Here is a 26,996-nt window from a genome sequence, read left to right as displayed (position 1 = left end):
CGTGTATGCGCATACTGGCCTCCACAACTGACGGTTGGACCAATCCCGTTCGGGGAGCCATCGCGACGGCGCCCGGAGCCGCGGCGCCACCGTCCATCACCGATGGACGGCGGCGCCGCCGGTGCACTCACGCGTAGCTGAAGGTCGCCGATCCGGTGGATGCCCCTGCCCCGTCGACCACCAGTGTCCAGGTGCCCGTGGCGTTGAGGGTGAAGGTTCCGGTCGCGGGCGAGTTGGAGATGTAGAAGTAGTTCAACAACCCGCCGCTGGAGTTGTAGAGGCCGATGCTCGCCGAGCCGGTCCCCCAGGACGCCGACGAGACGGTCACCGTCACCTGCTGCCCACTGGTACCGGACAGGGTGTATCTCGCGTTCTGGCCGCGGAAGCCGATCGTGCTGGTGACCGCCTGCCCCGCGACGATGGCGCCACCGTCGATATCGTTGACGAAGGTGAACGTCGCCGCACCCGTGGACGCCCCCGCCCCGTCTACCACCAGCGTCCAGGTGCCAGTGGCGTTGAGGGTGAAGTCGCCGTACGTCGCGCTGCCGCTGATGTTGAAGTAGTTCAACAACCCACCGGTCGGATTCACCAATTCAACCGACGCGTAGCCCGGCGAAGCCGGCCACGACGTCTGCGAAACGTCAACGCTGACATGCTGACCGCTGGTGCCCGAGAACGTGTAGACCGCGTTCTGGCCACGGATGCCGATGGTCGTCGTAACGGGGTTGCCCGAGACGAGGCTCCCGCCGTTGATGTCGACACCCAGGGTCAGCGTCGCCGATCCGGTGGACGCTCCGGCACCGTCGAGCACAACGGTCCAGGTGCCCGTGGCGTTGAGCACGAAGTCGCCGTACGCCGCGCTGCCGCTGATGGTGAAGTAGTTCAACAACCCACCGGTCGGATTCACCAGTTCAACCGACGCGTAGCCCGGCGAAGCCGGCCACGACGTCTGCGAAACGTCAACGCTGACGTGCTGGCCACTGGTGCCGGAGAAGGTGTATTTCGCGTTCTGGCCACGGATGCCGATGGTGGTGGAGACGGGCACGGCCGGGGTCAGGTTGCCGCCATCGACGTCGAGGGCGTAGGTGAACGTCAACGACCCGGTGGACGCTCCGCCCGGGACGATGACGACGGTCCAGGTGCCCGGGGTGTCGAGGTAGAAGTCGCCGTACGTCGCGCTGCCGCTGATGGTGAAGTAGTTGAACGATCCGCCGCCGGGGCGGTAGAGGTTGACGGTCGCGTAGTTCGGGCCACCCGACCACGACGTCTGTGACACGTCGAAGGTGACGTGCTGCCCCGCGGTGCCGGCCAGGGTGTAGGTGGCGTGCTGGCCACGGATGCCGATGGCGGTCGACACCGTGGCGCCGGGTACCAGTTGGGCGCCCACGATGTCCGTGCTGTAGGTGAAGGTGGCTCCGCCCGTGGCGGCACCGGCCGGGTCCAGCCGCAGGGTCCAGGTGCCGGTGGCGTTCAGGGTGAAGTCGCCGTACGTCGCGCTGCCGCTGATGTTGAAGTAGTTCAGCAACCCGCCGGTCGGGTTGTAGAGGTTGATGCTCGCCGAACCATTGACCCCCCAACCCGTCGCCGACACATCCACCGTCACATGCTGCCCAACGGTACCCGAGAACGTGTAGTTGGCATTCTGGCCACGAATACCGATATTCGTCGTCACCGCACTACCCGACGTCAGACCGCCGCCGTTGACATCCAACGAATACTTGAACGTCGCCGAACCCGTCGCCGCCCCCGTCGGATCCAACTTCAACGTCCACGTACCAGTAGCGTTCAACACGAAGTCACCGAACGTCGCACTGCCACTGATATTGAAGTAGTTCAGCAGACCACCACTCGGATTCAACAGGTTGATACTCGCCGAACCATTGACCCCCCAACCCGTCGCCGACACATCCACCGTCACATGCTGCCCAACGGTACCCGAGAACGTGTAGTTGGCATTCTGGCCACGGGTACCGATGCTGCTGTTCACCGACTGGCCCGAGGCCAGCGTGCCGCCGTTGACATCCAACGAATACTTGAACGTCGCCGAACCCGTCGCCGCCCCCGTCGGATCCAACTTCAACGTCCACGTACCAGTAGCGTTCAACACGAAGTCACCGAACGTCGCACTGCCACTGATATTGAAGTAGTTCAGCAGACCACCACTCGGATTCAACAGGTTGATACTCGCCGAACCATTGACCCCCCAACCCGTCGCCGACACATCCACCGTCACATGCTGCCCGGCAGTGCCCGAGAACGTGTAGTTGGCATTCTGGCCACGGGTACCGATGCTGCTGTTCACCGACTGACCCGAGGCCAGCGTGCCGCCGGGAACGTCGAAGGCGAATTTGAAGGTGGCCGAGCCGACCGCGGTGCCCGCCGGGTCGACGACCACCTTCCAGTTGCCGGTGGCGTTGAGGTTGAAATCGCCGAATCCTCCGCTGCCGCCCATGGTGAAGTAATTCAGCAAGCCCCCGTTGGGGTTGAGCAGGCTGAGCGTGGCGGTGCCGCTCGCTCCCCAGGCACTCGCCGACACATCGAAGGTCACGTGCTGGCCGCTGGTGCCGGCGAAGGAGTAGGTGGCGGTGAGGCCCGGCACCGAGACCGAGGCGGTGATCGAGTCGCCGGCCTTGATGGTGATGTCGGCGGCGGGCCGGGCGACGGGTGGCCCGGCCATGGCGGCCGGTGTGGCGATGGTGCCGGCCGTCAGGACGGCGAGGGCGAGCAGGGCGAGGCGCCTGAGCATGAGGTTCCCCTTCGACATTGGTGCGCAGTCCGGGATGGGAGAACTCGGTTGAGCCGGGATGGCGGGTGCCTAGCCGAACGGCCGGCAGCGACGCCACCGCTGGTGGTGCCAAGGTATGGACGCCTAGGGTTACCGAGTGTAACGAAGTCGACACTGACGGATCGGATCCGCGATACGTGAATAGCCGGCGGCACCATCGGACCACCCGGCTGTGAACCGTCGTCCAGGTCGCCACGCCGTTCTTGGACGCGTTACGCCGAGCTAGTGAGCCCGCTCTGACCTGACGGTGCCGTCGGAAGACTCAAGGGCGGCGTCAGCGGGCCATCCGGCTCTCGAACCGCAGGGCGTCGGCCAGTAGTTCCGGACTCACGGGCGGCCGGCTCAGCCACTCGCCTTCGACGCGGTAGAGCAGCGCCAGACAGCTCACGAGGACGCCCCGGCCGAGCAGTTGCCACACGTCGTGATCGGTCCGGGTGAGGGACCCGACCGCCTCGACGACAAACGGCTTGAACTGTCCGGCGTCGATGCCATAGGTGTCGTCTTCGATGAGTGCGATCCCAGACGGCAGCCTGATCGCCTCGCTCATCCCGTGCAGCGCTCCGATGAACAGCCGCGAGGCCCGCAGCGCCACGTCCCACACGACGCGACCGTCGACCTCATAGATCTGCCCCATGAGGTGCCACAGTAGCCGATGAGCGGACGGCGACCCGCCCGGAGCGCGGTCTGCTGTAATCCGCTCACCACACCGGTCGCGCCGGCCGGCGGGTATCGCACGATGACGGTCCCCGCCGTCACCATCACGGCGGCAAACCCCAGGCCCACGAGGAAATAGCATCCTCCCACCGCTCGCGGCGGCGTCGTTTCGTCCACGGTGGACATCAGGAAGACGCCGGCGCGCAGATCCCCTGCGCGATCCGCAGTCCGACGACCCAACCGACCCCCGGCGCCACACCGTACCGGCCCAGGCGGCGGCGAAGCCCGGCACGCCCACGGCGAACACCGGCCGGTGCCCGTACCGGTCCCCGAGCCGGCCGGTGAACACCAGCAGGCTGGCCACCGCGATGAGGTACCCCGTGCTGGCCCACTGGACCTGCGTCAACGAGGCGTGCGGTCCTCGCCGCATCGTCGGCTGGGCGACGGTCAACACGGTGCCGTCCAAGGAGACGATCATCGCGCCGGTCACGCTGCAGGCCAGCGTCACCCATCGATGGTGGTCGGCACCGCTGCACGCCAGCCGGGCCTGCCGGCCCGGGTTCCCGTCAGTCATAGACGTGTCTACCAGAAGTCCGTAGACACCGTCTACGAGCGTCCCGGTCAACGGAACCCGAGCTATGACGACGGTCATGCCCGCGCTACCCTCAAAAGTGGGTAACCGCATTGCGTTCCGGCGACCGCCGCCACAATGTTGTCAACGCGGCCGTAGCGGTTCGGCAGAACCCACAATTCCCGCCACTTCGACATCGCCACGGCTGTCGGCGGGATCTATCACCCAAGAGGAACGTTATGACTCCGGTCATAACCCACCGGCGTGACGTCCAATAGTGTGACGTCCATTCACATCGGAGTGCGATCACATCATGGCGCGAACGCGGACCTACACCTGGACGGACCCGCAGGAGCTGGACAAGGTCGGCCGCGGTATGGCGGGGCTGGAGTTCACGCGCCACCTGATGCTGGCCGGCGAGGCGGGGCGGATGCCGATCGCCAGCACCGTCGGGTTCGGGCTCGCCGAGGTCGAGTACGGCCGGGTGGTGTTCGTGGGCGAACTCGGCGAGTACCTGTACAACCCGATCGGCATCGTGCACGGCGGTGCCGCCGCGACGCTGCTGGACAGCGCGGCGGGCAGCGCCGTGCACACGACCCTGCCCGCCGGCACCGGCTACACCACCCTCGACCTGTCGTTGCACTACCTCCGGCCGATCACCGCCGACACCGGCCCGGTCCGGGCCACCGGCACCATCATCAACCGTGGCCGGCGCACCGCGCTGGCCTACGCCGAGCTGCACGACTCGGCCGACCGGCTGCTCGCCCACGCGACCAGTTCCTGCATGTTGTTCCCCGCCGACGCGTGAACGGTTCCCACCGGTTAAGGGAGGATGGATGGACGACGGCCTCGCCGTGCGGCAGGCGATCGACGAACTGCTGCCCGAGCGGTTGGAGCGGCTGCGACAGGTGACCGGCATGCCGATCGTCCTGGGCGGCACCGTCCGCCACGCCGAGGGAACGCGACTGGTCCTCGACCGCCTCGTGGGCGCGGTCGGGGACTCGCTGCGCGGACTCGTCGTCCGCCCGGGCAAGGGCCTGGGCGGCAGCGCCTGGCACCGCCGAGCACCCCTGCGGGTGCGGGACTACGAGACCACCATGGCGATCACGCACGACTACGACGAAGCGGTACGGCAGGAAGGGCTGACGTCCGTCTTCGCCGTACCCTTGGTGATCTTCGGTGAGGTCTACGGCGTCGTGTACGGCGCGGTGCGCGACGGCCGTCCGATCGGCGACCGGACCGTGCGCACCGCCGTCGTCGTGGCCGATCAGTTGCGGTGCGACGTCGAGAGCCGGCTACGCCAGGGCAGCGCTCATCGCGGTGCGCTCGCCGAACTCGCCGCCGTCATCCGCGAGACCACGGACCCCGAGCTACGCGCCCGGTTGACCCGGATCCAGCGGGACCTGTCCGGCCGGCCACCGAGAGCCGAGGCGAAACCGACGCTCGCCCCCCGGGAGGTCGACACGTTGCGGTTGGTGGACGTGGGCGCCAGCAACCTGGAGATCGCCGCCCAGCTCGGGCTGAGCCCGGAGACAGTCAAGGCGTACCTGCGTTCGGCCATGCGCAAGTTGGGCGTCCGCAACCGGACGGCCGCGGCTCACCAGGCGCGGCGCGGCGGCCTGCTCTGACCGATCCCCTGAACCCGTCGCCGACGGTGCCCGAGACGACAGACCCCGAGGAGTTCGACATGCTCGACGCCGCTCTTGGCGCCGGCACGACCGTGGCCCTGCCCAGCGGCCGGGTCTCCTACACCGAGCGCGGCGCCGGCCCGGCCGTCGTGTTCGTGCACGGGTTGCTGGTCAACGCCAACCTCTGGCGCAAGGTCGTGCCGCTCGTCGCGGACGCGGGCTTCCGCTGCATCGCGCCGGACTGGCCGCTGGGCGCGCACCGGGTGCCCATGCCGGCCGGTGCCGACCTGACTCCCGCCGGGGTTGCCAGGCTGATCGCGGAGTTCCTCGACGCGCTCGACCTGACCGACGTCACCGTGGTCGCCAACGACACCGGCGGCGCGCTCACCCAGATCCTGATGGCCAACCACCCGCAACGGCTCGGTCGCGTGGTGCTCACCCCGTGCGACGCCTTCGAGGACTTCTTTCCCAAGCCGTTCGCCTCGCTGCCCCGGCTGGTTCGGCTGCCCGGTGTGGTCTGGCTGGGCAGCCGCCTGCTCCGGCTGCCGGTGGTGCGGCGCCAGCCGTCCGCGTTCGGCTGGCTGGCCAAGCGCGGGATCCCGGCCGAGGTCATCGACTCCTACCTGCGACCGAGCTACCACAGCCGACGGATTCGCAGCGACACCAGGCGGTTCATCGCCGGCGTGCACCACAGGTACACGCTGGCCGCGGCCGAGGCGCTGCGCGCATTCGGCAAGCCGGTACTGCTGGTCCGCGCCGAGGATGACCGGATCTTCTCCGCCCGGCTCTTCGAACGACTCGCGGCGACGCTGCCCGACGCCCGGCTGGTCACGGTCACCGACTCGTACACCTTCGTGTCGGAGGACCAGCCGTCCGAACTCGCCCGGCTGATCGTGGAGTTCGCCGCCTGACAACGCCGGGGCGTGGCTCGCGCGCGCCGGGCCCTTCGTCGTGGCGTCCGGCGTGGTGAGCCAGGCGACAGGAGGTGGCGACGCCGCCGGCACCGATCTAAACTGAACGTACAGTTCGGTTAGGAGAATCGGGCACACGATGACATTTCGCTCAAACGACCCGGGGATCATGTCGAGGCCGGCCGGACGGCGCAGTGACCGCGTTCACGAGGCGGTGCTCGACGCGACCGCGGCGCTGCTCGACGAGGGCGGCTACCCCGCGGCCACGGTGGACGCCATCGCCGGCCGCTCAGGCGTCAGCAAGGCCACGATCTACAAACACTGGCCGACCCGCGCCGCGGTCGCGGCCAGCGCGTTCGGACGGGTCATGGCCGACGAGATGCCACCGGTCGACACCGGCTCGACCGAGGGCGACGTCGTGGAGCACCTGCGCCGGCTGGCCGCCTTCTACGCCAGCGCCCGGGGGCAGGTGTTCGCCCAACTACTGGCCGCGTGCGTGGTCGAACCCGCGGGGGCGCCGTATTTCCGCGAGTTCTTCCTTGCCGGACGGCGAGAGGCGATCACCGCGATCTGGCAGCGAGCGGTCGCGCGGGGCGACGTTGACCCGGGCGTCGCGGTCGACGACTTCATCGATCTGCTGGCCGGTCCGCTGATCTTCCGCTTGCTGTCCGGCCACGCTCCGTTGACGGCCGAGAGCACCGAGCGGCTCGCCCGGACGTGTCTCGCGGGTCTCCACAGATGAGGACAGGGGAACGGCAGATGTCCAAAGTATTCATGATTACCGGGGTGAGCGCGGGCGGTCTGGGCCGAGCCTTCGCCACCGCGGCCTTGGACGCCGGTCACACGGTTGTCGGGACGGTGCGCGACCCGGCCCAGCTCGCCGAGTTCGAGGCCATCGCGGCCGGCCGAGCGTTCGGCCGAGTGCTCGACGTAACTCATCTCGACCGGATAGCGCCCGTGCTGGCCGAGGTCGAAGAGACATTCGGCCGCATCGACGTGCTGATCAACAACGCCGGGTACGGGGTCAAGGGCGTGTTCGAGGAGACGCCACTGGACACCTTCCGGCACCAGTTCGAGGTCAACGTGTTCGGCACGATCGCCGTGACACAGGCGGCTTTGGCCGGGATGCGCGCCCGCCGCGCGGGGCACATCCTGTTCATCACGTCGATGGGCGGTCTCAGAGCCTTTCCCGGACTCTCCGCGTACCACGGCACCAAGTACGCGCTCGAGGGCATCGCCGACGCGCTGCGGATGGAAGTCCAGCCATTCGGGATCCACGTCACCAGCGTCGAGCCGGGCTCCTTCCGCACCGACTTCGCCGGGCGGTCGATGACCCGCGTACCGCGCCGAATCACCGACTACGACACCACCTTCGATCCGATCCGGCAGCTGCGCTTCGATCGCGACGGCTATCAGGTCGGCGACCCGGCGAAGGCGGCCAAGGCCATTCTCACCCTGATCGAGGCCGCCGAGCCTCCAGGGCATCTCATCCTCGGCGAGGACGCCCTGCGGCTGGTACGAGCCGCGCGGCAGAGCATCGACGACGAGATAGAGGCGTGGGAGAAAGTGAGCGTCTCCACGGGCTATCCCGACGGCGCCGCTGTCGGCTGACACGCTGCGACGGGTCATGTCGAGTCCGTAGGTGGCATCAGCCACCTGTCGAACCAGCCGCGCGTGCGGCGCAGCAGGTCGAGCTGGTGGTCGCGCTCGCGGAAGGAATGGTTCTCTCTGGGGTACACGACGTATTCGTGTTCGACCCCGAACCGGCGCAACGCGCGGTGCAGGTACTCCGCCTGGGACAGGGGCACGTTCGTGTCGTCCGCCCCGTGCACGATCAGCACCGGGGTGCGGATCGCCGAGGCGTACGAGATGGGGCTGAGTTCATCGTGCCGGTGCGGACCGACGCCCTCCCACCCGATGCTCCCCCCGAGCGCGGCCTCGAACACCCCCCACTCGCCGGTCGCGGCCAGCATGCCCCAGTCGCTGACGCCCGCCCCCACCATCGCGGCGGCGAACCGGTCGGTGTGCCCGACCGCCCATGCGGCCATGAAGCCGCCGTGGCTCCATCCCCCGATGCCCAGCCGATCGGGGTCCCCGACTCCCTGGGCGATCAGCAGGTCGATCCCGGTCAGGATGTCGACCCATTCCTCCTGACCGACCGCGCCGGCGACGCTGGCGGCGAAGTCGTGTCCGTGGCCCTGCCCGCCGCGCGGGTTCGGAAGGAAGACCGCGTACCCGGCGTGCGCCAGCCACTGCGCGGACGGCGCCCAGTGCAGCATGAAGCGGTCGGCGTACCGGTCGTACGGACCACCGTGTACCAGTGTCACCAGCGGGAACGGGCCGTCGCCTCGGGAGCGGCCGACGGGAAGGACCAGCAGCCCGTCCAGAGCCAGTCCGTCGGATGCCTGATAGGACAGGCGCTGCTGGACGCCCCACGGGATCCCACGAAGTTCGGGGCGGGTGTCGGTGAGCCGGACAAGCGGGCCGTGCGGCGGGCCCACGCGCACGTCGCGGGGTTCGTAGGAGGTGCTCCCGATCGCCGCGACCAGGTCGCCGTCCCGGCTGGCGGTGAGCTGATCGACCAGGCCGGCGTGCCGGGAGACCTCCACCGGTCGCGGCTGCCCGGGGACGAACCGGTAGATCGCGGTATCCAGGCCGTCGGCGACCACCACCAGCGGCGCGCCCCGATCGACCCGAACCAGCTCCGCCGGGCACGCCGGCATTCCGGCGGTGAAATTCTGGTGCGCCCCGGCCAGGCCCGCCGGGGGTACCACGAGATCGAAAACGGCGGTCCCGGCCTGTAGCCCGGGAGGGGTCAGCGCCAGGTACGTCAGGTGCCAGTCCGCCCCGGTGCGCCACCAGACCGGCGAATGCGCGTCGACCGCGACGGGGCCGAGGTCGCGGGCTTGGTCAAGGTACGGGTCGAGCAGGTGCAGCGCGGGTTCGAGCAGGCCGGGATCGATCTCGGGGCTCGACCAGGTGAGCACGGCCAGCGGCCCGCCGTCGGGACGCTGCACCACGTCGACGACATGGCGATCAGCGAACCCGGCCGGACTGCGAAGCTGTCGTGTCCTCAGATCCAGCAGTCGCAGCCGGGCCGGTGACGCACTGCCGCCCAGCTGCGCGTCATCCCGGTCGTTGTCTCGTTGGCCGTCCGCGGCGGTCGGCCCGTGCGGGGCGGTCGGCTCGTCCGGGGCGATGATCGCGACCAGCGCGGGGTCGGCCAACGGGCGATGATGATGGATTCCGCCCCTCCACTCGGTCAGGACCTGCGCGGGGCCACCGCCTCGCCCAACCCGGTGTAGTTGCGCCGCGCCCGGGGTGAGGCCGTCCGACAGGAAGAGGATCGAGTCGGAGTCGGGAGCCCACTGTGGGGATGACAGGCGGGCCGGCGGTAGGTCCAACCGCCGTGGCGGTAGCTTGCCGTCGACCTCGGCGATCCACAACTGGTCCGAAGGCTGCTCGCCGGCCTGTCCCACGGCGGCCAACACGTACACCACCCACCGGCCGTCCGGGGACAACGCCGGAGACGACGGGGCTCGACCGTCAACGACTAATTCGGCGGTCAGCTCCCGCGTGGCTCGGCCCATTCGTGGCCCCTCCGCTCAACAGGATCGCGAGCGTCCCTCGCAGCGGCTGATCATATGACGCGACTCAGCCGTCGAGGGTCCGCTCGTCAACTCGCTCGGCCCGCGCTCGCACCGCCATGAGTTGATCACCCCTTGCCGTACTGATTAGCTGGTGTTCTACTTAAGGGGAACAATCCACCTCGCTCGGGTGATGGAGCGGACACGAGAGGTGATCAACCATTTGCGATAGCCGACTCACTCACGCCGCGGCCTGGTCCTCACCCGGCACGACACCCGGACGCCGACTCCGTCTACGAGCCACCGCCGTCCGCGACCCACCGCCGTCCGCGACCCACCGCCGGCCGCGACCCGACTCCGGCCCGTGCGCGGCGCGCCGCGTGTCGCCCGTGAGGAAGCGGTATCGCGGGGTGCGGGGGTTGCGGGAGTGTGGGTTTGAGTTGCCCGCCAACCGGCTGATCGCGTCGGTCGGTGCGAACGGGGGCGGTAGGTCGACGCCGATGAGCATCACCAGTGACCGGTTGCCGGAGACCTCGGGGACGGCGTGGCTGGGTGCTCGCAGGTCGTCCGGGGTCAGCGGCCTCAGGGCTGACCGCATGGCGTAGTGATCCCAGGGGCCACTCGTCCAACGCGGCCTGACCGTGGCAGCCCTCGCCACCCCGTTGCTGGTCGGCGTGAACCGCGCGTCACCGATTCACGCGCCCGGATGACATACGCGGCGGACAAGCCCCGCTCGCGGATTCGCCCCGACCACCTCCGCCCGACTCGCGAAGCGAGGAAACTCCAGCGAGGACGACATCGCGGTAGCTCCGCATTGCGCTCGTTCCGCTTCTCGCTCATTCCGCGTCTCGCTCGTTCCGCACCGCGGTAGCTCCGCGGCCACGAGCATCATGAAATCAAACATATAGTGTTACCGACGTTCACGGGAGGAGACGAATGACAGTTCGACTGAACAATCGCACTCGTTTAGACAGTGAACAGCCAACCGACGAGTCGGCGACGACGACCGCCTCGGCGAAGTCCGAATGGCGGTGGGGCCGTGCCAGTCGAGTCATCCGGGTGGCCGTGACGTTGGTCGTCGCGGCGACTCTGCTCGCAGGCACGATGTGGGGCAGCGACGATGACTTTCCGCTCGGACCGTTCCGGATGTTCGCCGGAGTGAACGCGCCGAACGAACCGGCGCCGGACCCCCGCGTCGAAGCGGTCGATGCGACCGGCGTGACCGTCGTACTCAACGAGCACAACGCCGGGCTGCGCCGGGCCGAGGTCGAGGACAACGAGAACACGTACGTCGCGCACCCCGAACGGCTGAGCCTGATCGCCGACGCGTACCACGCGCGAAACCCCAAGGCCCCCCTGTTGGACCGCGTCACTCTCATCCAGCGCTGGCATGAGATCCGGCACAGCGCCGCGACCGGGCACTGGCGTGACGAGCCGTTGGCTGTGTGGGTGCGCCCATCATGATGACCTGGCTGTTCGCCCCCGTGCCCAAGGCCAGGGTCGCCGCGCTGCGGACCCTGACTTACGCCTTCGTAATCTTCGATCTGTTTGTCTACGACTCCTGGATCCGTGACCGCGGCGCCGTGCCGTCGACGCTGTACCAACCGCTGCTGATCGCCCGCACGCTACACCTGCCGGAGCCGTCGAATTCCCTTGTGCACTGGGTGTTCTGGCTGCTGCTCATCGCGGCGGTGGGTGCGCTGGTCACCCGCGGCCATCCGGTATTCGCATGGCCCGTCTTCGTGCTGTACCTGGAAATGCTGCTGGTCCGCATGAGTTACGGCAAGGTCGACCACGACCGCTTCGCCTTCCTGGTGCTGCTCGCCGTCCTGCCCACGGTTGGGGCCGCCCGACACGGTGACCGGACACCGAGCCAGCGCGCGGGTTGGGCGCTGCGGGTTGTGCAACTCGCCGTCGTCGCCACCTATTTCCTGTCCTCCTGGGCCAAGCTGCGCTACGGCGGCCCGGGCTGGGCGACCGGCTCGGTGCTGGCCCGCGCCTTCCTCCGCAAGGGAGGCGGAATAGCGGACCTGCTGGCCACGGTGCCCGTGATTATGATCGGCTCACAGATCGGGATCATGTGCTTCGAGCTACTCAGCCCGGTGGTGTTCCTGTTACCACGCCGATGGCGCTACGCCGCTGTCGGCTTCTTCTACTCGTTCCACGCGATGTCGTTCTGGCTGATCTCAATCTCCTTCGCCCCGCACCTGGTTGCCCTGGGCGCCTTCCTGCCACTGGAAAACACCAGGCAGTTGGCACGGCGGCTGCGCCGGCGGCGAGGCACGGAGACCTCACCGGAGCCGGCGGGTCAGGTTGCGGCGACCACCTCGGCCGCCGTCGTTAGAATTCCTGATCAGGTGGGAAGCCGATCGGGTGTGGTCGTGGACGATTCGTGATCGGTGCGACTGGGAGGGGCCGCGGTCATCGCGCCGCGGCCACCCATGCCCAACTGCCACCCGATCGACCGACGCACCACCCGCGGCGCGACGCAGAGAGGACATGTCGTGGACTCCAGTGGCTTTCCCCTTCTCGTATATGACGGAGACTGTGCGTTCTGCACCCGGAGCGTGAACCTGTTGCGCAAGCGACTGCCGGCCTTCCCTCAGGCGCAGCCCTGGCAGCAGCTGGACCTGGCGGCGCTGGGACTGACCGAACAAGAGGTCCAGGACGCGGTCCAGTGGGTCGACCATGGCGTACACAGCTCGGGCGGACGGGTCGCATCGGAGCTGCTGCGGTACCAGCCGAACCGGGCGCTGCGCATGCTGGGCGCCCTTTGCGATACACCGCCGGTGCGATCGGTGATTGCCGTGGTCTACCGCTGGGTCGCGGCGCACCGCCACCAGATGCCCGGTGGCACGGCGGCGTGTGCCATCCAGGACCGCCCCTCCGGGCCGGACCGGCAACATCTCGCGGCCTGACCGGGGCGTGGCGCGGATGATCCACGGGCCGGCGCCGGAACCGTCCGGTTTTTGCGCCATCACGCGTGCGCGCCGGATCACGCGCATGCTGAACGGAGGATCTTGTTGGGGGGCTGAACCGCCACGATGCGCGTCGCGTACCCGCAAGCATGGAGCGAAGTCGATTAGTAGCAGCAGTGGGCGCCGTTGCCGCGCTCGTCGGCGCCGCGGTGGCGGTGCAGGTCGGAATCCTCTCGAGTGCTGGACCGGCGGCGCGGGCCGGCGGACCGGCGAAGCCGGCGCAACAGCAGGTGGGCGAGGCCTACGGGCACCTGCCACTGTCCTTCGTGGAAAATCAGGGGCAGAGCGACGGGCAGGTGCGCTACCTGGCGAGTGGTCCCCGATACGGGTTCTACTTCACCTCCACATCACTGGTCATGTCGATGCTGGGCCCGGACGGTGACCGGGGCGTCAACCTCGCCCTGAACTTCGTCGGCGGCAACGCCGACGCCTCGGTCGGCGCGGCGGAGCAGACTCCCGCGACGGTCAACTACCTGCGGGGCGACGCGTCGGCCGGCTCGCAGGTCGGCCTTCCCACCTTCGGCCAGGTCGTCTACCGGCAGCTGTGGCCGGGCGTGACGATGGCCATCAACGGGCGCGACGGCGTCCTGAAGTACGAGTTCCGGGTGGCACCCGGCGCGCGGGTCGACGACATCAAACTCGCCTACCGCGGCACGGATGGCGACCTGGCGACCGACTCCTCCGGAGACCTGCTGATCGACACCGCGATCGGCGCGCTGCACGACTCGGCACCCGTGTCGTACCAGGTGGTCGGCGGACGGCGCGTGCCCGTGAACAGCGGCTACCGGCTCACCGGCGCCGGCAGCGCGCAGTCCTACGGCTTCTCGGTGGGCCGCTACGATCCGACCCGCGAGCTGGTCATCGACCCGGGAGTGGAGTATTCGACCCTCCTCGGTGGCGCGGGCAACCAGAACGGCGCGGCGATCGCCGTCGACGCGTCGGGCGACGCGTACGTCACCGGTTTCACCCAGTCGTCGACCTTCCCGACGACGCCAGGCGCCTTCGACCGGACCGGATCGGCGAACGACGACCTGGACGCGTTCGTCTCGAAGCTCAATCCGACCGGCACCGGACTCGTCTACTCCACGTTCCTGGGCGGAAGCAACTTCGAGTGGGGCCGGGACATCGCGCTCGACGCCGCCGGCGACGTGTACGTGGCCGGGCAGACGAAGTCGTCGAACTTTCCGACCACTTCCGGCGCGTTCGACCGCACCTTCAACGTCGCCAACTGCCCGCGCTGCGGCGTCGACCAGTATGACGCCTTCGTGACGAAGTTGAACCCCAGCGGCTCGAAGCTCGTGTACTCCACCTTCCTCGGCGGCACCGACATCGACGACATCCTCGCTCTCGCCGTGGACGGCTCAGGCCAGGCCTACGTAGCCGGGCAGACGGTGTCGCACGACTTCCCGACGACCTCGGGTGCGTTCGACACCACGAACGACGGAGGCTACGACGCGTTTGTCACGAAGCTCAACGCGCAGGGCTCCCGCCTCGCCTACTCCACCCTGCTCGGTGGCAACGACAACGAACTGCCCGGCGGGATCGCTGTGGACGCGGCCGGCGACGTGGTCGTCGGCGGTTCGACCAGGTCGCTCGACTACCCGACCACGGCCGGCGCCCTGCAGCGAACGCACAGCGGCGGGGACTCCCAGAACCTGTTCGAGGGCTTCATCACGAAGCTGAACCCGGCAGGCTCGGCCCTGGTGTACTCCACGTTCCTGGGCGGAACGAAGCAGGAGAGCGTCGGGCACATCGCCCTCGACCCGCAGGGCGACGTCTACCTCGGCGGCAGCACGATGTCTCCGGAGTTCCCGACGACCCCCGGCGCGTTCGACACCACCTTCAACGGCCCCTTCGAATCGTTCGTGGCCAAGCTCAACCCGTCCGGTTCGGCGTTGCTCTACTCGACCTTCCTCGGCGGAGCCGGTGCCGACGTCGGGGCGGTCAACCCGGACGGCAGCGTCTGGCTGGCCGGCAGCACCAGCTCGCCCGACTCCTTTGTCACGGCGGACGCGTGGGACAGCCAATTCAACGGAGGAACGACGGACGCGTACGTGGCCGAGCTGGACCCGGCCGGCTCGGCGCTGACCTACGCCACCTTCCTCGGCGGCGCGGACAGTGACGGCGCCACCGACCTCGCGCTCGGCCCGAATGGGGACGTCTACCTGACCGGTAGCACCCGTTCGGCGGACTTCCCGACCACCGCGGGCGCCTTCGACCGGGTGTTCAGCGCCGACCCGAACCTGCTCGGCGCCGACGCCTGGATCGCGAAGCTCGCCGTCGGCCCGGACGCGCCCACGCCGCCCGTGCAGTTGCCCGCCCCGGCCGCGCCGACAATCGTCGGCCCAGCCAACGCGACCACCGTCGCCCTTCCGGTGACGCTGCGCTGGGCGCCCGGTACGGGTGGCCGCGCCGACGCCGCGTCGTACACGATCCAGATCGACGACACGCCCTCGTTCGGCACGCCGCTGACGCTCAGCGCCGATGTCACCGGCACCGAATTCACCACCGGCGACCTCCCGGCCGGGATGTCCTTCTGGCGGGTGCGCGCACTCAGCGCCGACGGTACGCCCAGCCTGTGGTCGCAGGTCCGCTCGGTGATCGTGCCCTCGGCGCCGCCGCCCCCGGCGGCACCCGCGCCGGGCACCGCGTCACTGCTGAGCCCGGCCGCCGGCGGGCGGGTCAGCCAACCGTTCACGTTCGACTGGAGCGACGTCACGGGGGCCGCCTGGTACCGGATCGACGTCTCCGACGATCCGAACTTCGGATCGCTGGTCTGGGCCGCGACGACCACCCCGTCGCAGCTGGCGACCAACTCGCTGCCCAACGACAGCAACCTGTTCTGGCGGGTACGCGCCTTCAACTCCGACGGTGTGGGCGGCGACTACTCCGCGGTGCGCACCGTCTCCGTCAACTGACGTAGACCCATCGAGAGGTACCGGCGTGGGAGTCGCGGCGACCCGGCTCCCACGCCCTCCGTCCGCGGTCCCGATCGAGTGCACTAGGCCACAACAATATTGTCCGCAACGGAACCATCCGCCACGGTCTTCTCGGTGAGGCTGGCGGCTCTCGCGCACACCGCGGCCCGCCTGAGCCCAACGACGACAACCGAGAGGCCGGTCATGAACACGAGCGGGGCCGGGACGAGGCGGCCTTCCTTGAGCAGCTGGTGTCGGATCGGCGCGTGGTGATCAGGATCCGAGTGGCCCGCTTCTACGGAACGGCCCTGGACGTCCCTGACGCCTGACGACAGTCCGAGCAGATCCCCGAGTCGCGGCAATGCGTTGGTGCCGGGCGTTTCGTCTCAACGGGTCAGGCCGAGCTCGCTGAGCTCGGCCTGACCCGGTGCGCGATTCTCCGCGTCGCCCCCTGAAGCGCGACGGCCGGCCTTGGCGGTCATCCGTCAGAGGCTGCGGGCGGTGATGTCGCCCTTGGAGGTGGTGGCGTGGATGTCGAGTTCGGCGGCGCCACTGTTCTTCAGGGCGTTGCTGACGCGGCCGTGCCCGGTGCCGGCGTCCAGGGCGGCCGAGACGCCCGCGGCGGCGGTGACCGAGATATCGCCGGACTGGGTGCGCAGCACGACCGTGCCACCCATGGCCTCGGCGATCCGGATGTCGCCTCGTGCGGTGCTGATCTCCGCCGGGCCGCCCAGCCGGCCGACCTCGACGTCGCCGTCGACCGCGGTGAGGCGGAGGCTGGCGGCCTCGTCGAGCTTGATCTGGCGGTACGCGCCGTCGAATGCGACCTCGCCAAGGCGGCCGACGCCGCGCAGCTCGCAGCTGGCGGTCTTGGCCTCGATCCGGGAGCCGGCGGGCAACTGGATGGTGACCTCCACGGACCCGGAGCCGAAGAGCTGGTTCTTGGGCTCGGAGGTGTGCACGCGCAGGACGCCGTCGGAGTAGGCGACGGTGGTCTGCTCGGCGGTCTCGACGTCGCGGCTCTTGGCGGGGTTGGCGGGCAGGACCTCGACGACGGTGTCGGCGCGATCGGCGGCGACGAACTGGACCCGTCCGGCGGGGATGTCCAGGACGGCGGAGATCGGGGCGGGGGTGTCGAACGTCTTCATCGTGGTCTCCCGTGCTCGCTTGTTATTTCTGACACCGGAAACGCTACGTTGCTTTCCATATGCACGCAACAAGCGTGTTGCACAGAATCAACATACTCGCAGGTGAACATGGAAGAATCGTTGCAACCGTCCTGAGAATAACGCAACGATCCTGGTCCCGTTCATTGCGTTCGAATGGGAGTGAACGCTATGCGGAAGGCGTCGACGCCACGGCGCGATTGAGTGCTACGAGACGGGGTCGGCGTTCCACTCGCGCTTGGTCGCCTGCCAGACATCCTCGTTCGCGCCGAGCCGCCAGTACCCGCTGACCGACAGCACCCCGGGCGGCAGCCCACGATCGATACGCAGGTACCGGCGAAGCGCCCGCACGAAGTGCGCCTCGCCGTGTACGAAGACGCGCACCTCGCCCTCGCCGAACTCCACCGCCGTCACCGCTTCGACCAGGGCGTCACCGACCGTGCGCGGGCCGCGGTGCAGCCAGACGAGTTCCACGTCGGCTGCCGAATCGATCGCGAGCTCCTCCTCGGGGCCGCTCACCTCGACGAACGCCTTGACCCGCGCGCCCGAGGGCATCGCCTCGATCGCCGCGGCGATGGCCGGTAGCGCGCTCTCGTCACCGGCGAGCAGGTGCCAGTCGGCCGCCGGGTCGGGCGCGTACGCCCCACCGGGCCCCGCGAAGATCAGCTCGTCGCCGGGCTTGGCCCCCGCCGCCCACGGGCCGGCCAGGCCGACATCGCCGTGGTACACGAAGTCGATCGTCAGCTCCCGAGCCGCCGGGTCCCACCTGCGCACCGTATAGGTCCGCGACCGCGGCCACCGCTCGCGCGGTTCGCTGGCGCGGATCGCCGCGATGTCGGTCGGGTCCTCGTACGTCACACCGGGCGGCGGAAAGTGGATCTTGACGTAGTGGTCGGTAAACGAGCCGGCATCGAACTCGCTCAGCCCGTCGCCGCCCAGCACGACCCGGATCATGTGCGGCGTGAGCCACTGCGTGCCAACGACCTGTGCCCGATGCGCCATGCTCGATCTCCCGATGATGTCCCCGCCGTCAATGCTCGAACGCGGATGCCGCCCGTCGCTGTCGGCCGAGAGCCCAATCGAGACCCGCACTCCATCGCCGGCACCCGGCCGGACGACAATCCCCGCCCATCCACACTACTCGCCGGACGCCGCCGCCCAGCCGGCGAGCGGCCAGCTCGCCCGGCCGCGGATGGCGGCGGACGCCGTGCGCGTGCCCGCGGTGGATTCGCGGATCTTGAGGTGGAGGCGTGACCAGCCGTAGCTCACCCGAGTTGGAACAACACCTCGATCTCGCCACCGGCGGTCACGAAGGCGTCGTCCGGGCGTACGCCGGGGCCGCAGGCGGCGGAGCCGAGCCCGTTCTGCCCGAGGTCGAGGTGCACCCACAGAAGACCATCCGGTACGAGCTGGTCGCAGTGGGTTGCACGCTCCAGCGCCTCGGTCGACCACGGACGCACGGCGAAGTTCACCGGGCTGGCCAGGTCGATCGCGAGCGCCCCGGCGGGGGTGTCGATCGACGCCGAGCGCACCGCCGAGCGGTTGCCGTTCTCCTGAGGGACGACGTACGGCGTCTGGAGCGCGGCGACGGTCGTCCTCCAGCGCCCGACCCGCACCGCCGCGAGCGAGTCGGGGTACGACTCGCCCGGACCGAGGCCGAACCAGCGCACCTCGCGCGCCGGCGCATCGTCGTCACGCAGTGCGATCACGAGGCCGAGCCGTGGGAGCGGCGTGCGCCACTCGCCGAGCCGCTCGACGTACCAGCGCAGCCGCACGCCCTCGGCCGTGTCGGCCCACCGTGCCCAGGTGTCGAACCCGGAGTCCAGGCCGATCGCCATCGCCCGTGTGCGCACCACGAATTCGTCGCCGTCGACCTGCGCCGACACCACCTGCTCGACGAGCCGGTCCAGCCCCTCCTCGCGCCAGACCTGCTCCATCGCCGCGCTCTCGTCGAGACCCGGGCGGCGATCATTCTCGGTCGGCGCGCGCCAGGCGACGAGCCCGGCATGTGCGACCGAGACGCCGCCGAGCGAGCGGAGCGCGCCATCGGCCGTGAACGTGGCGCCGCCGACCGTGACGTCGTCGCGCGAGGTGCGGGGTGCGCGGATCGGGGCGGCGAACGTCCTGGGGCGAGAGGCCCGCAAGGGCAGCTGCGAGGTCGCGACGACGTGGCCGGCCGGCGCCCACCCCGTGGCCGCGGCGAGTTCCGCGCGCAGCGTGAGCCAGCTCTCCCCCGCGCCATCGCCGTCGGGCACCGCAAGCGCCTCGGGGGGCAGTGCGACGGTGGCCGCGCGTCCGGGCCCGATCACCGGCGCCGCGAACTCGCCCGAGGCCGTCTCGATGCCGTCGTGCTCGAGGCTCCACCGCAACCGCCAGGCGTCCGAATCGGTGAACGCGGTCCGGTTGACGATCCGCACGCCGTCGGGCACCCGCTCGAAACGGATGGGCGCGATGACCGCCGCGAACTCGGCGAGCCCCGGCGAGGGCGAGCGATCCGGGAACAGCAGCCCGTCGACGACGAACGATCCGTCGTGCACGCGCTCACCGAAATCACCGCCGTAGCGGTATCCGCCGTCGGGTCCGACGAGGGCGTGGTCGACCCACTCCCAGATGAAGCCGCCGGCCAGCCGCGGGTACCGGTCGATGATGTGCTCGTAGTCGGCCAGGCCGCCCGGGCCGTTGCCCATGGCGTGCCCGTACTCGCACTGCATCATCGGCAGCGTCCGGCGCCGCGCGTCGCGTGCGGGGTCGGCCAGCCGCGGTTCCCGGCCCGCCCCGATGGCCTCCAGTTCGTCGTGGGTCGCGTACATGCGGCTGTAGACATCGACGCGCTCGCACTCGGCATCGCCCTCGTAGTGCACGAGGCGCGTGGTGTCGCGCGCGTGCACCCAGTCCGCGTTCGCGGCGAGGTTGCGGCCCCAGCCCGCCTCGTTGCCGAGCGACCACATCACCACGCTCGCGTGGTTCTTGTCACGCTCGACCATGCGACGGACGCGGTCGAGATACACCGGCCCCCATCGCGGGTCGTCGGAGGGGTTGCCGCGCCAGCCCACGCGCTCGAAGCCGTGCGTCTCGATGTCGCACTCCTCGATGACGTACAGCCCGTACTCGTCGCACAGGTCCAGCAGGTACGGGTCCGGCGGGTAGTGGCTCGTGCGCACAGCGTTGATGTTGTGTCGCTTCATCGTCTCGAGGTCGGCACGCATCCCCTCGGCGGTCACCGCGCGGCCTCGTCGCGTGTCGACGTCATGCCGGTTGACGCCCCGCAGAACCAGTGGCGCACCGTTGATGGTGAGCACGGAGTCCACCACCTCGATGGTGCGGAAGCCGATCCGCATCCGCACCGACTCCGCGGCGGTCGTGATGACGAGCTCGGACAGCGCCGGGGACTCCGTCGACCACGGGTGCGCGCCGGGGATGCGAACCTCCCCGCCGATGGTCACCTCGACGCCGTCGAGCCGTGCGACGGCATCCGCCCCGGCCCGCACCTCCAGCCGAAGGGTGCCTTCGCCGGTGCGATGGTCGTAGCCCGTGGCGGCGAACACGTCGTCGATCCCGCCGTCCGGCCGGGCCAGCACGGCGACGGACCGGAAGATGCCCGACAGCCACCACTGGTCCTGGTCCTCGATGTAGCTGGCGAAGCTCCACTGGTGCACCCGCACCGCGAGCAGGTTCTGGCCCGGCGCCACCGCGTGCCCGATCTCGAATTCGCTGGTCAGCCGGCTACCCGACGACGTGCCGATTTCGACGCCGTTGACCCAGACGCGGAACCAAGAGTCGACGCCGTCGAACCGCAGCAGGGTCCGCCCGTCCGGCCAGTCGGCCGGCAGTTCGAAGGTCGTGCGGTACTCACCCGTGGGGTTCTCGTCCGGCACGCGCGGCGGATCGACCGGGAAGGGAAACACGATGTTGGTGTACGCCGGTGCGCCGTAGCCGTACAGCTGCCAGTGACCGGGCACCTCGATGGTCGCCCAGTCGCTCCCTTCGTCCTCGGGTGCGGCGGGGGTCGCGGGCGTGGGCGCCCACCGGAATCGCCAGGCCCCGTCGAGCGAGATGGTCGCGGCGTCGGTGGCGACGCGGGCACGTGCGGGACGCAGCCGCGGCGCGGCGATGACCTCGATGTCGTGTGGACGCACGATTCCCTTTCCCAGCTAGCGTTCTCGTCGTAGTCGAACGGCCGGATCATAGTCGAACCGGCCGGATCAGCCGCCCGGCGCGGCGTCGGCCGTCGCGGCCAGCCACGCCTCAAGCTCCCGGACGAGTTCCTTGACGAGCTCCGGGCGCTCCGCCGCCCGGTTGACCCGCTCGCCTGGGTCGCTCGCCAGGTCGGCGAGGAACGGGTCCTCCACGACGGAGCCGTCCAGGTCGTCCCTGCCGTGGGTCACGAGCTTCCACGAGCCGCGACGCACCGCCGCCTGGTCACCGTAGCGCCAGAACAGCGGCGTCTCGTCGGCGCCGCCGGCGCCGCGCAGTCGCGCCAGCCTGCTGCGCCCGTCGAGGGTCTCCGATCCCCGGTCGATCCCGAGCAGGTCGAGCACCGTGGGAAGGACGTCGATCATCTGCGCCGGCGTGTGCGACGCCGTGCCCGCCGGCAGGGCACCGGGAGCCGCGATGATCGTTGGTTCGCGGATGCCGCCGTCGAACAGGGATCCCTTGTGCCCGCGGAAGCCGCCGGTGGAGCCGCCGTAATACGGGTCCGGCGTGCCGTCCAGCCAGTTACGTGACTCGCTGGACGGGCCGTTGTCCGAGGAGAACACGATGACGGTGTCCTCCCGGACCGCCCCCTCGTCGAGCGCGGCGAGGATCTCACCGATCCCGTCGTCCATGGCGGCCACCATCGCCGCCATGATTCGACGGTCGGGAGGCAGCTGCGGGAACCGGTCGAGATAGCGTTGCGGCGCGTGCATCGGATAGTGCGGTGCGCTGTAGGGCACGTAGGCGAGGAACGGCCGATCGGCACGGGCGGCGCGGCGGATGAAATCCACGGCGCGTTCCGTGATCACCTCGGTGACGTACTCACCGTTGCGCCACACCTCCGTGTCGTCCGCCCACAGGTCGTGTACCGGGTCGGTGCCGCGATCCCAGTAGTGGATGTGCGAGAAGTAGTCGACGCAGCCCGCCCGGAACCCGAAGAACTCGTCGAACCCGTGCGCGTTCGGTGAGGTCTCGGGCGCCGTACCGAGGTGCCACTTTCCGAACAGTCCCGTCGCGAATCCCGCCTCGCCCAGAATCCGGGCGATGGTGCGCACCGTGGTCGGCAGCCCGCTGGAGTGCCGCCGGCCGGCCAGGATCTCCGACACGCCGGTCGCGTCGGGATGCCGCCCCGACAGCAGCGCGGCACGGGACGGCGAGCAGACCGGTGAGTTCGAGTACCACTGGGTGCACCGCACCCCGTCCGCCGCCAGGGCGTCAAGGTACGGCGTCGGCGACGGGGCCCCGGGCTCGAGGTCCTGATTGCAGCCGACGTCACCCCATCCAAGGTCGTCGGCGTAGATGATGACGACGTTCTTCATGATGCCTTCGCGTCGGGCCCCGTGATCCGGATCTGACCGCCGGAGCCCGCGCTCACCCGAGCGTCCGGGCAGTGGTCGAGCCGCACCGAGAGGACGTCTCCGGCCGTGGTGTTGTCGGCGACGACGAGATTCGCGACGCTCGTCGCATCGACTATCCAGTTGCCAGCCTCGGCGCCCGGCTCCTCGCCGTCGTGCGGCCAAGGCGCGCAGTTGTCGACCTGGTTGTCGACGATCCGGATGTCGCGATGAATGGACGCGTCCTCGGTGGACACCTGACCGGGGCTGACCAACACCGCGGGGCCGCCGAGGTCCTCGAACCGGTTGCCCCGAATGGTGCAATCGGTCACCGGGCCCGTCTCCCAGTAGCTGCCGGCCTCGGCGGTGATCAGGACGCCGGCCATGCCGAGCCCCCGGAACACGCAGTCCTCGATGAGGATCGGCTTGCGCGTGGACACCAGCGCCCCGCGGGTCGGCAGGTTCTCGAAGATCGAGCGCCGAACCGTCACGGCGGGCGTGCGGGTGATGTTCTCCACGGCCAGCTCGCCGGGCGCCGAGGTCGCGACCGCCTCGGGCAGCGGACCCGCGCACCGGATGCGCATGCGGGTGAGGTCGTGTGCGTGGTCCCGCCCGCTCGGCCCGTCGACGGCCAGCACCTCCACGCCGGTGGCCACCACGGCACCATCGTCGACCTTCACGATCTCGCACAGCTCGCCGACCGAGAACTGCGGGAAGCCGGCGGTCTCCGGATGGGGGTAGGACACGTCGAGTTCGTCGCCGTCGACCCGGTCGACCCGCAGGTACAGGCCGTGCACGTTGATCGCGTCGTCGTGCGCGCCATCGAACCGGCAGTCCTCGACCACGACCTGGCCGCGCAGGCCGGATGCCTGCACGAAGTCCGCGAAGCCGGCCGTGGTCCGCCCGGTGCCCTCACGGGTGGCGAAGGTGCAGCCCTGTACGAGCAGGTCGCCGCCGCTCTGCGCCAGCAGCCCGAAACCGTGCAGGTACCCGAATCGCACGTCGCGGAACCGGGCCCATCCGCTCTCCAGGACGAACACGCCCGGGTGGTCCCGGTCGGTGTGCCGCAGCTGGTAGACCAGCCCCTGATCGCCGGGTACCGCAGCGTCAGGCCGGTAGTCGATGCGCAGGCCGTCGGGCGTGGACGTGACCCGTTCGACGTGCTCGAACAGTGGGCATTCGGTGCGCCAGGTACGGTTCGCGCGGGGGTCGAGCACCTGGCAGTAGTCCAGCGCCCCCTCGCCCGTCCACGCCGGATCGCCGGTGCTCGGGTCGATCTCGCCCATCCAGGTCACGGTGCGGCCGTTGGGCCGCACATCGGTTTCGGATGGCACCGAGACCACGCGGAACGGCCTGCCTTCGGCGATTCCGACCTGCCGCACGGTCAGCTCGACAACGGTCGGCTGCACCATGTCGACGGTGAAGTCGTGCAGGTCGGCCCGGCCACCGTCGATCACGGCGATCGTCGTCTGACGGCCGTGGTATTCGAACAGCGCACCGCCCCCGTCGATCTCGACGTCGTCGAATCCCTCGAGCAGGATGCCGATCGCCTTCTCGCGGTAGCGCGGATCGACGCCGACGGTGTTCGAGACGTACAGCTCGCGGCGGGTCGCCGCCGACGCCCAGAAGGCGTAGGTGCCGGGTGCGAAGCGGATGGTGACGGGACCGCCCGCCTGGCGGGCCGCGGCGATCGCGTCCCGCACGGCGCCCGAGGAATCCCGCTGCCCGGTGGGGTCCGCCCCGTAGGCGCTCACCTCGACCAGGCGACGGGATGCGGTGGTGGTCGGTTCGGTCATCGGTGGGTTGTCCTTTTCAGAAGCTATGGACGTTCAGAAGCTGTGGCCGTCGAGGGTGACGGCCCCGTGTGTCAGGTCGATGCCGAGGCGGTTGCCGTACGCGACGACGGTGATCGGTGCCCGCGCGTGCTCGCCGCGTGGGGTGAGTGTCGCGGCCACCAGCCTCGGGCGGCCGTGCTCATCGGCATCCCACTCGATGTCGACGCGCACGCCGGGGCGGGCGACCAGTCCCCGTACCGCTCCTCGCGCCCAGGCCGCGGGTACGGCCGGCAACAGCTCTATCTCGCCGGCGTGGCTCTGCACGAGTGCCTCGGCGACACCCGCGACGTACCCGAGGTTGCCGTCGATCTGAAATGGGGGGTGAGCGGCGAACAGGTTGGGGTACAGGCCCGCCCGCTGGCCGATCTGCTCGGGCGGGGCGGGGCGCAGCATCAGCCGGATGAGTTGCGCGACGCGCTCGGGCTGCCTGAGGCGCGCGCGCAGCGCGATCCGCCAGGCCAGCGACCAACCGGTCGACTCGTCGCCGCGGGCGTCGATCGACGCGCCGGCCGCCGCGTGCAGGGCGTCCGGGAGGCCCGGACCGGGGTAGAGCGGCCACAGATGGCTGAGGTGACGGTGGTGCGGCTCGGCCTGCGGCGGGTCGGCGTGCCATTCGGTGATCAGACCGTCCCGCCCGATCGCCGGGCCGGGGATCATCGCACGGGCCTGGCGCACGCTCGCGAGCAGATCATCCGCCGGGTCGTCGGGGCCGACCTCGACGACGGCGTCGAACAGGGCGGCGATGAGGGCGAGGTCCATCGCGGACGACTGGCCCACCGCGCTCACGCCGCCATCCGGGGTGTGGAAGTGATTCTCCGGCGACGTGGACGGGCTCGTGCCGAGCGCGTCGTCGCCCACGGAGACGAGCTGACGCAACGCGAACTCGGCGGCGCCGCGCAACACCGGCCGCACCCGGCCGAGCAGTTCGGGCACGCCGAACCGCACCAGATTCGCCAACTCCAGCGACAACCAGACTCCGGCCATCGGCCAGAACGCCCAGGCCGGGTCGGCGTCGCCCGTGCCGACCGGCGGTGTGTAGCCCCACGCGTCGGTGTTGTGGTGGGCCACCCATCCGGGCGACCCGTACAACTCGCGCGCGGTGGCGGCACCCGTCACGGCGAGCGCCTCGACGAGGTCGAGCAACGGGATGGCGCATTCGGCGAGGTCGGTGACGCCGGCCGCCCAGTAGTTCATCTCGGTGTTGATGTTCACCGTGTAGCCCGAACTCCACGGCGCGCGCAGTTCGGTGTTCCACAGCCCCTGCAGGGTGGCGGGCAGGCCGCCGGGCCGCGAGCCGGCCAGCAGCAGGTACCGGCCGTAGTGGAACAGCAGCACGGCGAGCCCGGGATCCTCGACGAGCACGTCGCCCTCGACCGCCGCCACGACCCGGTGCCAGGTGGCGACCGGCGCGGCGGTGTTGTCCGTCTTAGCGTCGCGGGGCCCGGGCCCGGGCCCGACGCGTAGCGAGACGCGACCGTACCGTTCGGCGTGGTCGGCGCGGTGGCGTTGGCGAAGCGTCGGGACGCCCCGACCCAGCGCCGCGCCGACCGTGTCGGCCGCCGCGTCCAGCACGTCGTCCGTCAACAGCGGTCGCGCGATCCCGCCGAACGTCGTGGCCGTCGCGACCACCAGATCGAGCCGGGTCGCCGACCGCACGGTCAGCGCGCCCGCAACGGGCGAGGAGGCGATCCCGTTGTGCACCGGCCGCACGTGCACGACGCCGCGCAGGGCCTCGGCCGGCGACTCGGACCACTCGATCGAGTGGTCCGGCTCGTGCGGCGGCGGCACGTCCGACGGCATCCGGAAGCGCAGTTCGGCCGAGCCCTCCCCCGCCTCGCTTCGCAGGGTCGCGAGTTGGGTAGTCAACTCGACGGCGATGTCCAGTGGCGCGTCGGCCTCGATCGAGACGACGAGCACCGAGTCGGGGGCCGAGACGAACACCCGCCGACGGACCTCGACGGCACCGAGGCGGAACCGGGTCTCGACCTCCGCGTCGTGCAGGTCCAGGACGCGCCGGTACCCGTCGTCCTCGACTTCTGGAGAGTCCGATGTGGACCCACTGGTCGGCGTCAGGGTGAGGATGAGGTCGGCGAAGGGAAGATAGGCCTGCGCCCATCCGGCCTGGATCCGCTGCACCTCCCGGGTCGCGGCGCCGTACTCGCCACGGGCGAGGTGGCCGCGCGCCCGCTCGACGATCGCCGGCCCGTCGACGGGCGGTCGGGGGGCCCTTGCCGGCCCCCCCGACCACGCTGTTCCGTCGTTGAGCGAGATGCGCTCCCGCGCGGTGCCGCCGTGCACGAGCCCACCGAGGCGCCCGTTGCCCAACGGCGCGGCCTCAAGCCAACTCCGCGCGGGGGCGTCGAAGACGATCTGATGAACGTCGCTGTCGATGCCAGTCTCATCCATCCCGCGTCCGCTCTCAATCTCGCTCAATG

At 69.9% G+C, this 26,996-nt stretch carries 20 protein-coding genes; 10 read left to right on the top strand and 10 right to left on the bottom strand.

Annotated features, from left to right (window positions below):
* Positions 1–127 precede the first annotated feature (127 nt).
* On the bottom strand, positions 128–2,746 hold the full coding sequence (locus ABEA87_RS15330; protein WP_345630075.1) for a beta strand repeat-containing protein: 2,619 nt from the start codon (positions 2,744–2,746) through the stop codon (positions 128–130).
* A 313-nt stretch (positions 2,747–3,059) separates the two neighbouring features.
* Positions 3,060–3,869, bottom strand: a complete 810-nt coding sequence (locus ABEA87_RS42610; protein WP_425570893.1) for a DUF6086 family protein — start codon at positions 3,867–3,869, stop codon at positions 3,060–3,062.
* On the opposite strand from ABEA87_RS42610, the gene ABEA87_RS15320 reads away from it, so the two are divergent.
* From ABEA87_RS15320 to ABEA87_RS15295, 6 genes are all read left to right on the top strand, one after another.
* Positions 3,781–4,038, top strand: a complete 258-nt coding sequence (locus ABEA87_RS15320) for a hypothetical protein (protein WP_345630071.1) — start codon at positions 3,781–3,783, stop codon at positions 4,036–4,038. The two genes, ABEA87_RS42610 and ABEA87_RS15320, sit on opposite strands and share 89 nt — an antisense overlap.
* Positions 4,039–4,323: 285 nt before the next feature.
* Positions 4,324–4,818 (top strand): PaaI family thioesterase, encoded by a 495-nt coding sequence (locus tag ABEA87_RS15315; RefSeq protein WP_345630069.1) that lies wholly within the window; start codon positions 4,324–4,326, stop codon positions 4,816–4,818.
* Positions 4,819–4,846: 28 nt separating this feature from the next.
* A complete protein-coding gene (locus ABEA87_RS15310) occupies positions 4,847–5,638 on the top strand; it encodes a LuxR C-terminal-related transcriptional regulator (protein WP_345630067.1) in 792 nt (263 codons plus the stop codon).
* A gap of 59 nt (positions 5,639–5,697) precedes the next feature.
* The gene (locus ABEA87_RS15305; protein WP_345630065.1) at positions 5,698–6,549 is read left to right on the top strand and encodes an alpha/beta fold hydrolase; all 852 of its coding nucleotides are present in this window, start codon (positions 5,698–5,700) and stop codon (positions 6,547–6,549) included.
* Positions 6,550–6,688: 139 nt separating this feature from the next.
* A complete protein-coding gene (locus ABEA87_RS15300) occupies positions 6,689–7,291 on the top strand; it encodes a TetR/AcrR family transcriptional regulator (protein ID WP_345630063.1) in 603 nt (200 codons plus the stop codon).
* 17 nt (positions 7,292–7,308) lie between these two features.
* Complete coding sequence (locus ABEA87_RS15295; RefSeq protein ID WP_345630062.1) at positions 7,309–8,160, top strand: oxidoreductase; 852 nt, start codon at positions 7,309–7,311, stop codon at positions 8,158–8,160.
* A gap of 14 nt (positions 8,161–8,174) precedes the next feature.
* Here ABEA87_RS15295 and ABEA87_RS15290 read toward each other — a convergent pair whose 3' ends face one another.
* Positions 8,175–10,139 (bottom strand): S9 family peptidase, encoded by a 1,965-nt coding sequence (locus ABEA87_RS15290; RefSeq protein WP_345630061.1) that lies wholly within the window; start codon positions 10,137–10,139, stop codon positions 8,175–8,177.
* A 238-nt stretch (positions 10,140–10,377) separates the two neighbouring features.
* Entirely contained in the window at positions 10,378–10,734 is a 357-nt protein-coding gene (locus ABEA87_RS15285) for a hypothetical protein (protein ID WP_345630059.1), read from the bottom strand.
* 461 nt (positions 10,735–11,195) lie between these two features.
* On the opposite strand from ABEA87_RS15285, the gene ABEA87_RS15280 reads away from it, so the two are divergent.
* From ABEA87_RS15280 to ABEA87_RS15265, 4 genes are all read left to right on the top strand, one after another.
* Positions 11,196–11,600, top strand: a complete 405-nt coding sequence (locus tag ABEA87_RS15280; protein WP_345630057.1) for a hypothetical protein — start codon at positions 11,196–11,198, stop codon at positions 11,598–11,600.
* Positions 11,597–12,532 carry an MFS transporter permease gene (locus tag ABEA87_RS15275; protein ID WP_345630055.1) on the top strand — a complete coding sequence of 312 codons (936 nt, stop codon included), beginning with the start codon at positions 11,597–11,599 and terminating at the stop codon, positions 12,530–12,532. Before ABEA87_RS15280 ends, ABEA87_RS15275 begins: the two co-directional genes overlap by 4 nt.
* 45 nt (positions 12,533–12,577) lie before the next feature.
* A complete protein-coding gene (locus ABEA87_RS15270) occupies positions 12,578–13,054 on the top strand; it encodes a thiol-disulfide oxidoreductase DCC family protein (RefSeq protein WP_345630205.1) in 477 nt (158 codons plus the stop codon).
* A gap of 176 nt (positions 13,055–13,230) precedes the next feature.
* Positions 13,231–16,032 carry a DUF7948 domain-containing protein gene (locus tag ABEA87_RS15265; RefSeq protein WP_345630053.1) on the top strand — a complete coding sequence of 934 codons (2,802 nt, stop codon included), beginning with the start codon at positions 13,231–13,233 and terminating at the stop codon, positions 16,030–16,032.
* Between the two features lie 485 nt (positions 16,033–16,517).
* On the opposite strand, the gene ABEA87_RS15260 is transcribed toward ABEA87_RS15265, so the two are convergent.
* The 6 genes from ABEA87_RS15260 to ABEA87_RS15235 all read right to left on the bottom strand — a co-directional run bounded on the left by ABEA87_RS15260 (position 16,518) and on the right by ABEA87_RS15235 (position 26,967).
* On the bottom strand, positions 16,518–17,180 hold the full coding sequence (locus tag ABEA87_RS15260; protein ID WP_345630051.1) for a DUF4097 family beta strand repeat-containing protein: 663 nt from the start codon (positions 17,178–17,180) through the stop codon (positions 16,518–16,520).
* Between the two features lie 225 nt (positions 17,181–17,405).
* Positions 17,406–18,200, bottom strand: coding sequence for a siderophore-interacting protein (locus ABEA87_RS15255; RefSeq protein WP_345630049.1), 795 nt, complete (start codon positions 18,198–18,200; stop codon positions 17,406–17,408).
* 263 nt (positions 18,201–18,463) lie between these two features.
* Complete coding sequence (locus tag ABEA87_RS15250) at positions 18,464–21,334, bottom strand: glycoside hydrolase family 2 TIM barrel-domain containing protein (RefSeq protein WP_345630047.1); 2,871 nt, start codon at positions 21,332–21,334, stop codon at positions 18,464–18,466.
* Between the two features lie 66 nt (positions 21,335–21,400).
* Positions 21,401–22,711, bottom strand: a complete 1,311-nt coding sequence (locus ABEA87_RS15245) for a sulfatase-like hydrolase/transferase (protein WP_345630046.1) — start codon at positions 22,709–22,711, stop codon at positions 21,401–21,403.
* Positions 22,708–24,522 (bottom strand): right-handed parallel beta-helix repeat-containing protein, encoded by a 1,815-nt coding sequence (locus ABEA87_RS15240; RefSeq protein ID WP_345630044.1) that lies wholly within the window; start codon positions 24,520–24,522, stop codon positions 22,708–22,710. Before ABEA87_RS15240 ends, ABEA87_RS15245 begins: the two co-directional genes overlap by 4 nt.
* 33 nt (positions 24,523–24,555) lie before the next feature.
* Positions 24,556–26,967: a glycoside hydrolase family 95 protein gene (locus ABEA87_RS15235; RefSeq protein WP_345630042.1), complete on the bottom strand. Its 2,412-nt coding sequence runs from the start codon at positions 26,965–26,967 to the stop codon at positions 24,556–24,558.
* Positions 26,968–26,996: the final 29 nt, after the last annotated feature.

Origin of the sequence: Rugosimonospora acidiphila (assembly GCF_039543385.1) — a bacterium.
Lineage (GTDB): Bacteria > Actinomycetota > Actinomycetes > Mycobacteriales > Micromonosporaceae > Rugosimonospora > Rugosimonospora acidiphila.
The sequence above is the reverse complement of the archived record's forward strand: the minus strand, read 5'-3'. Positions and strand labels throughout refer to the sequence as shown.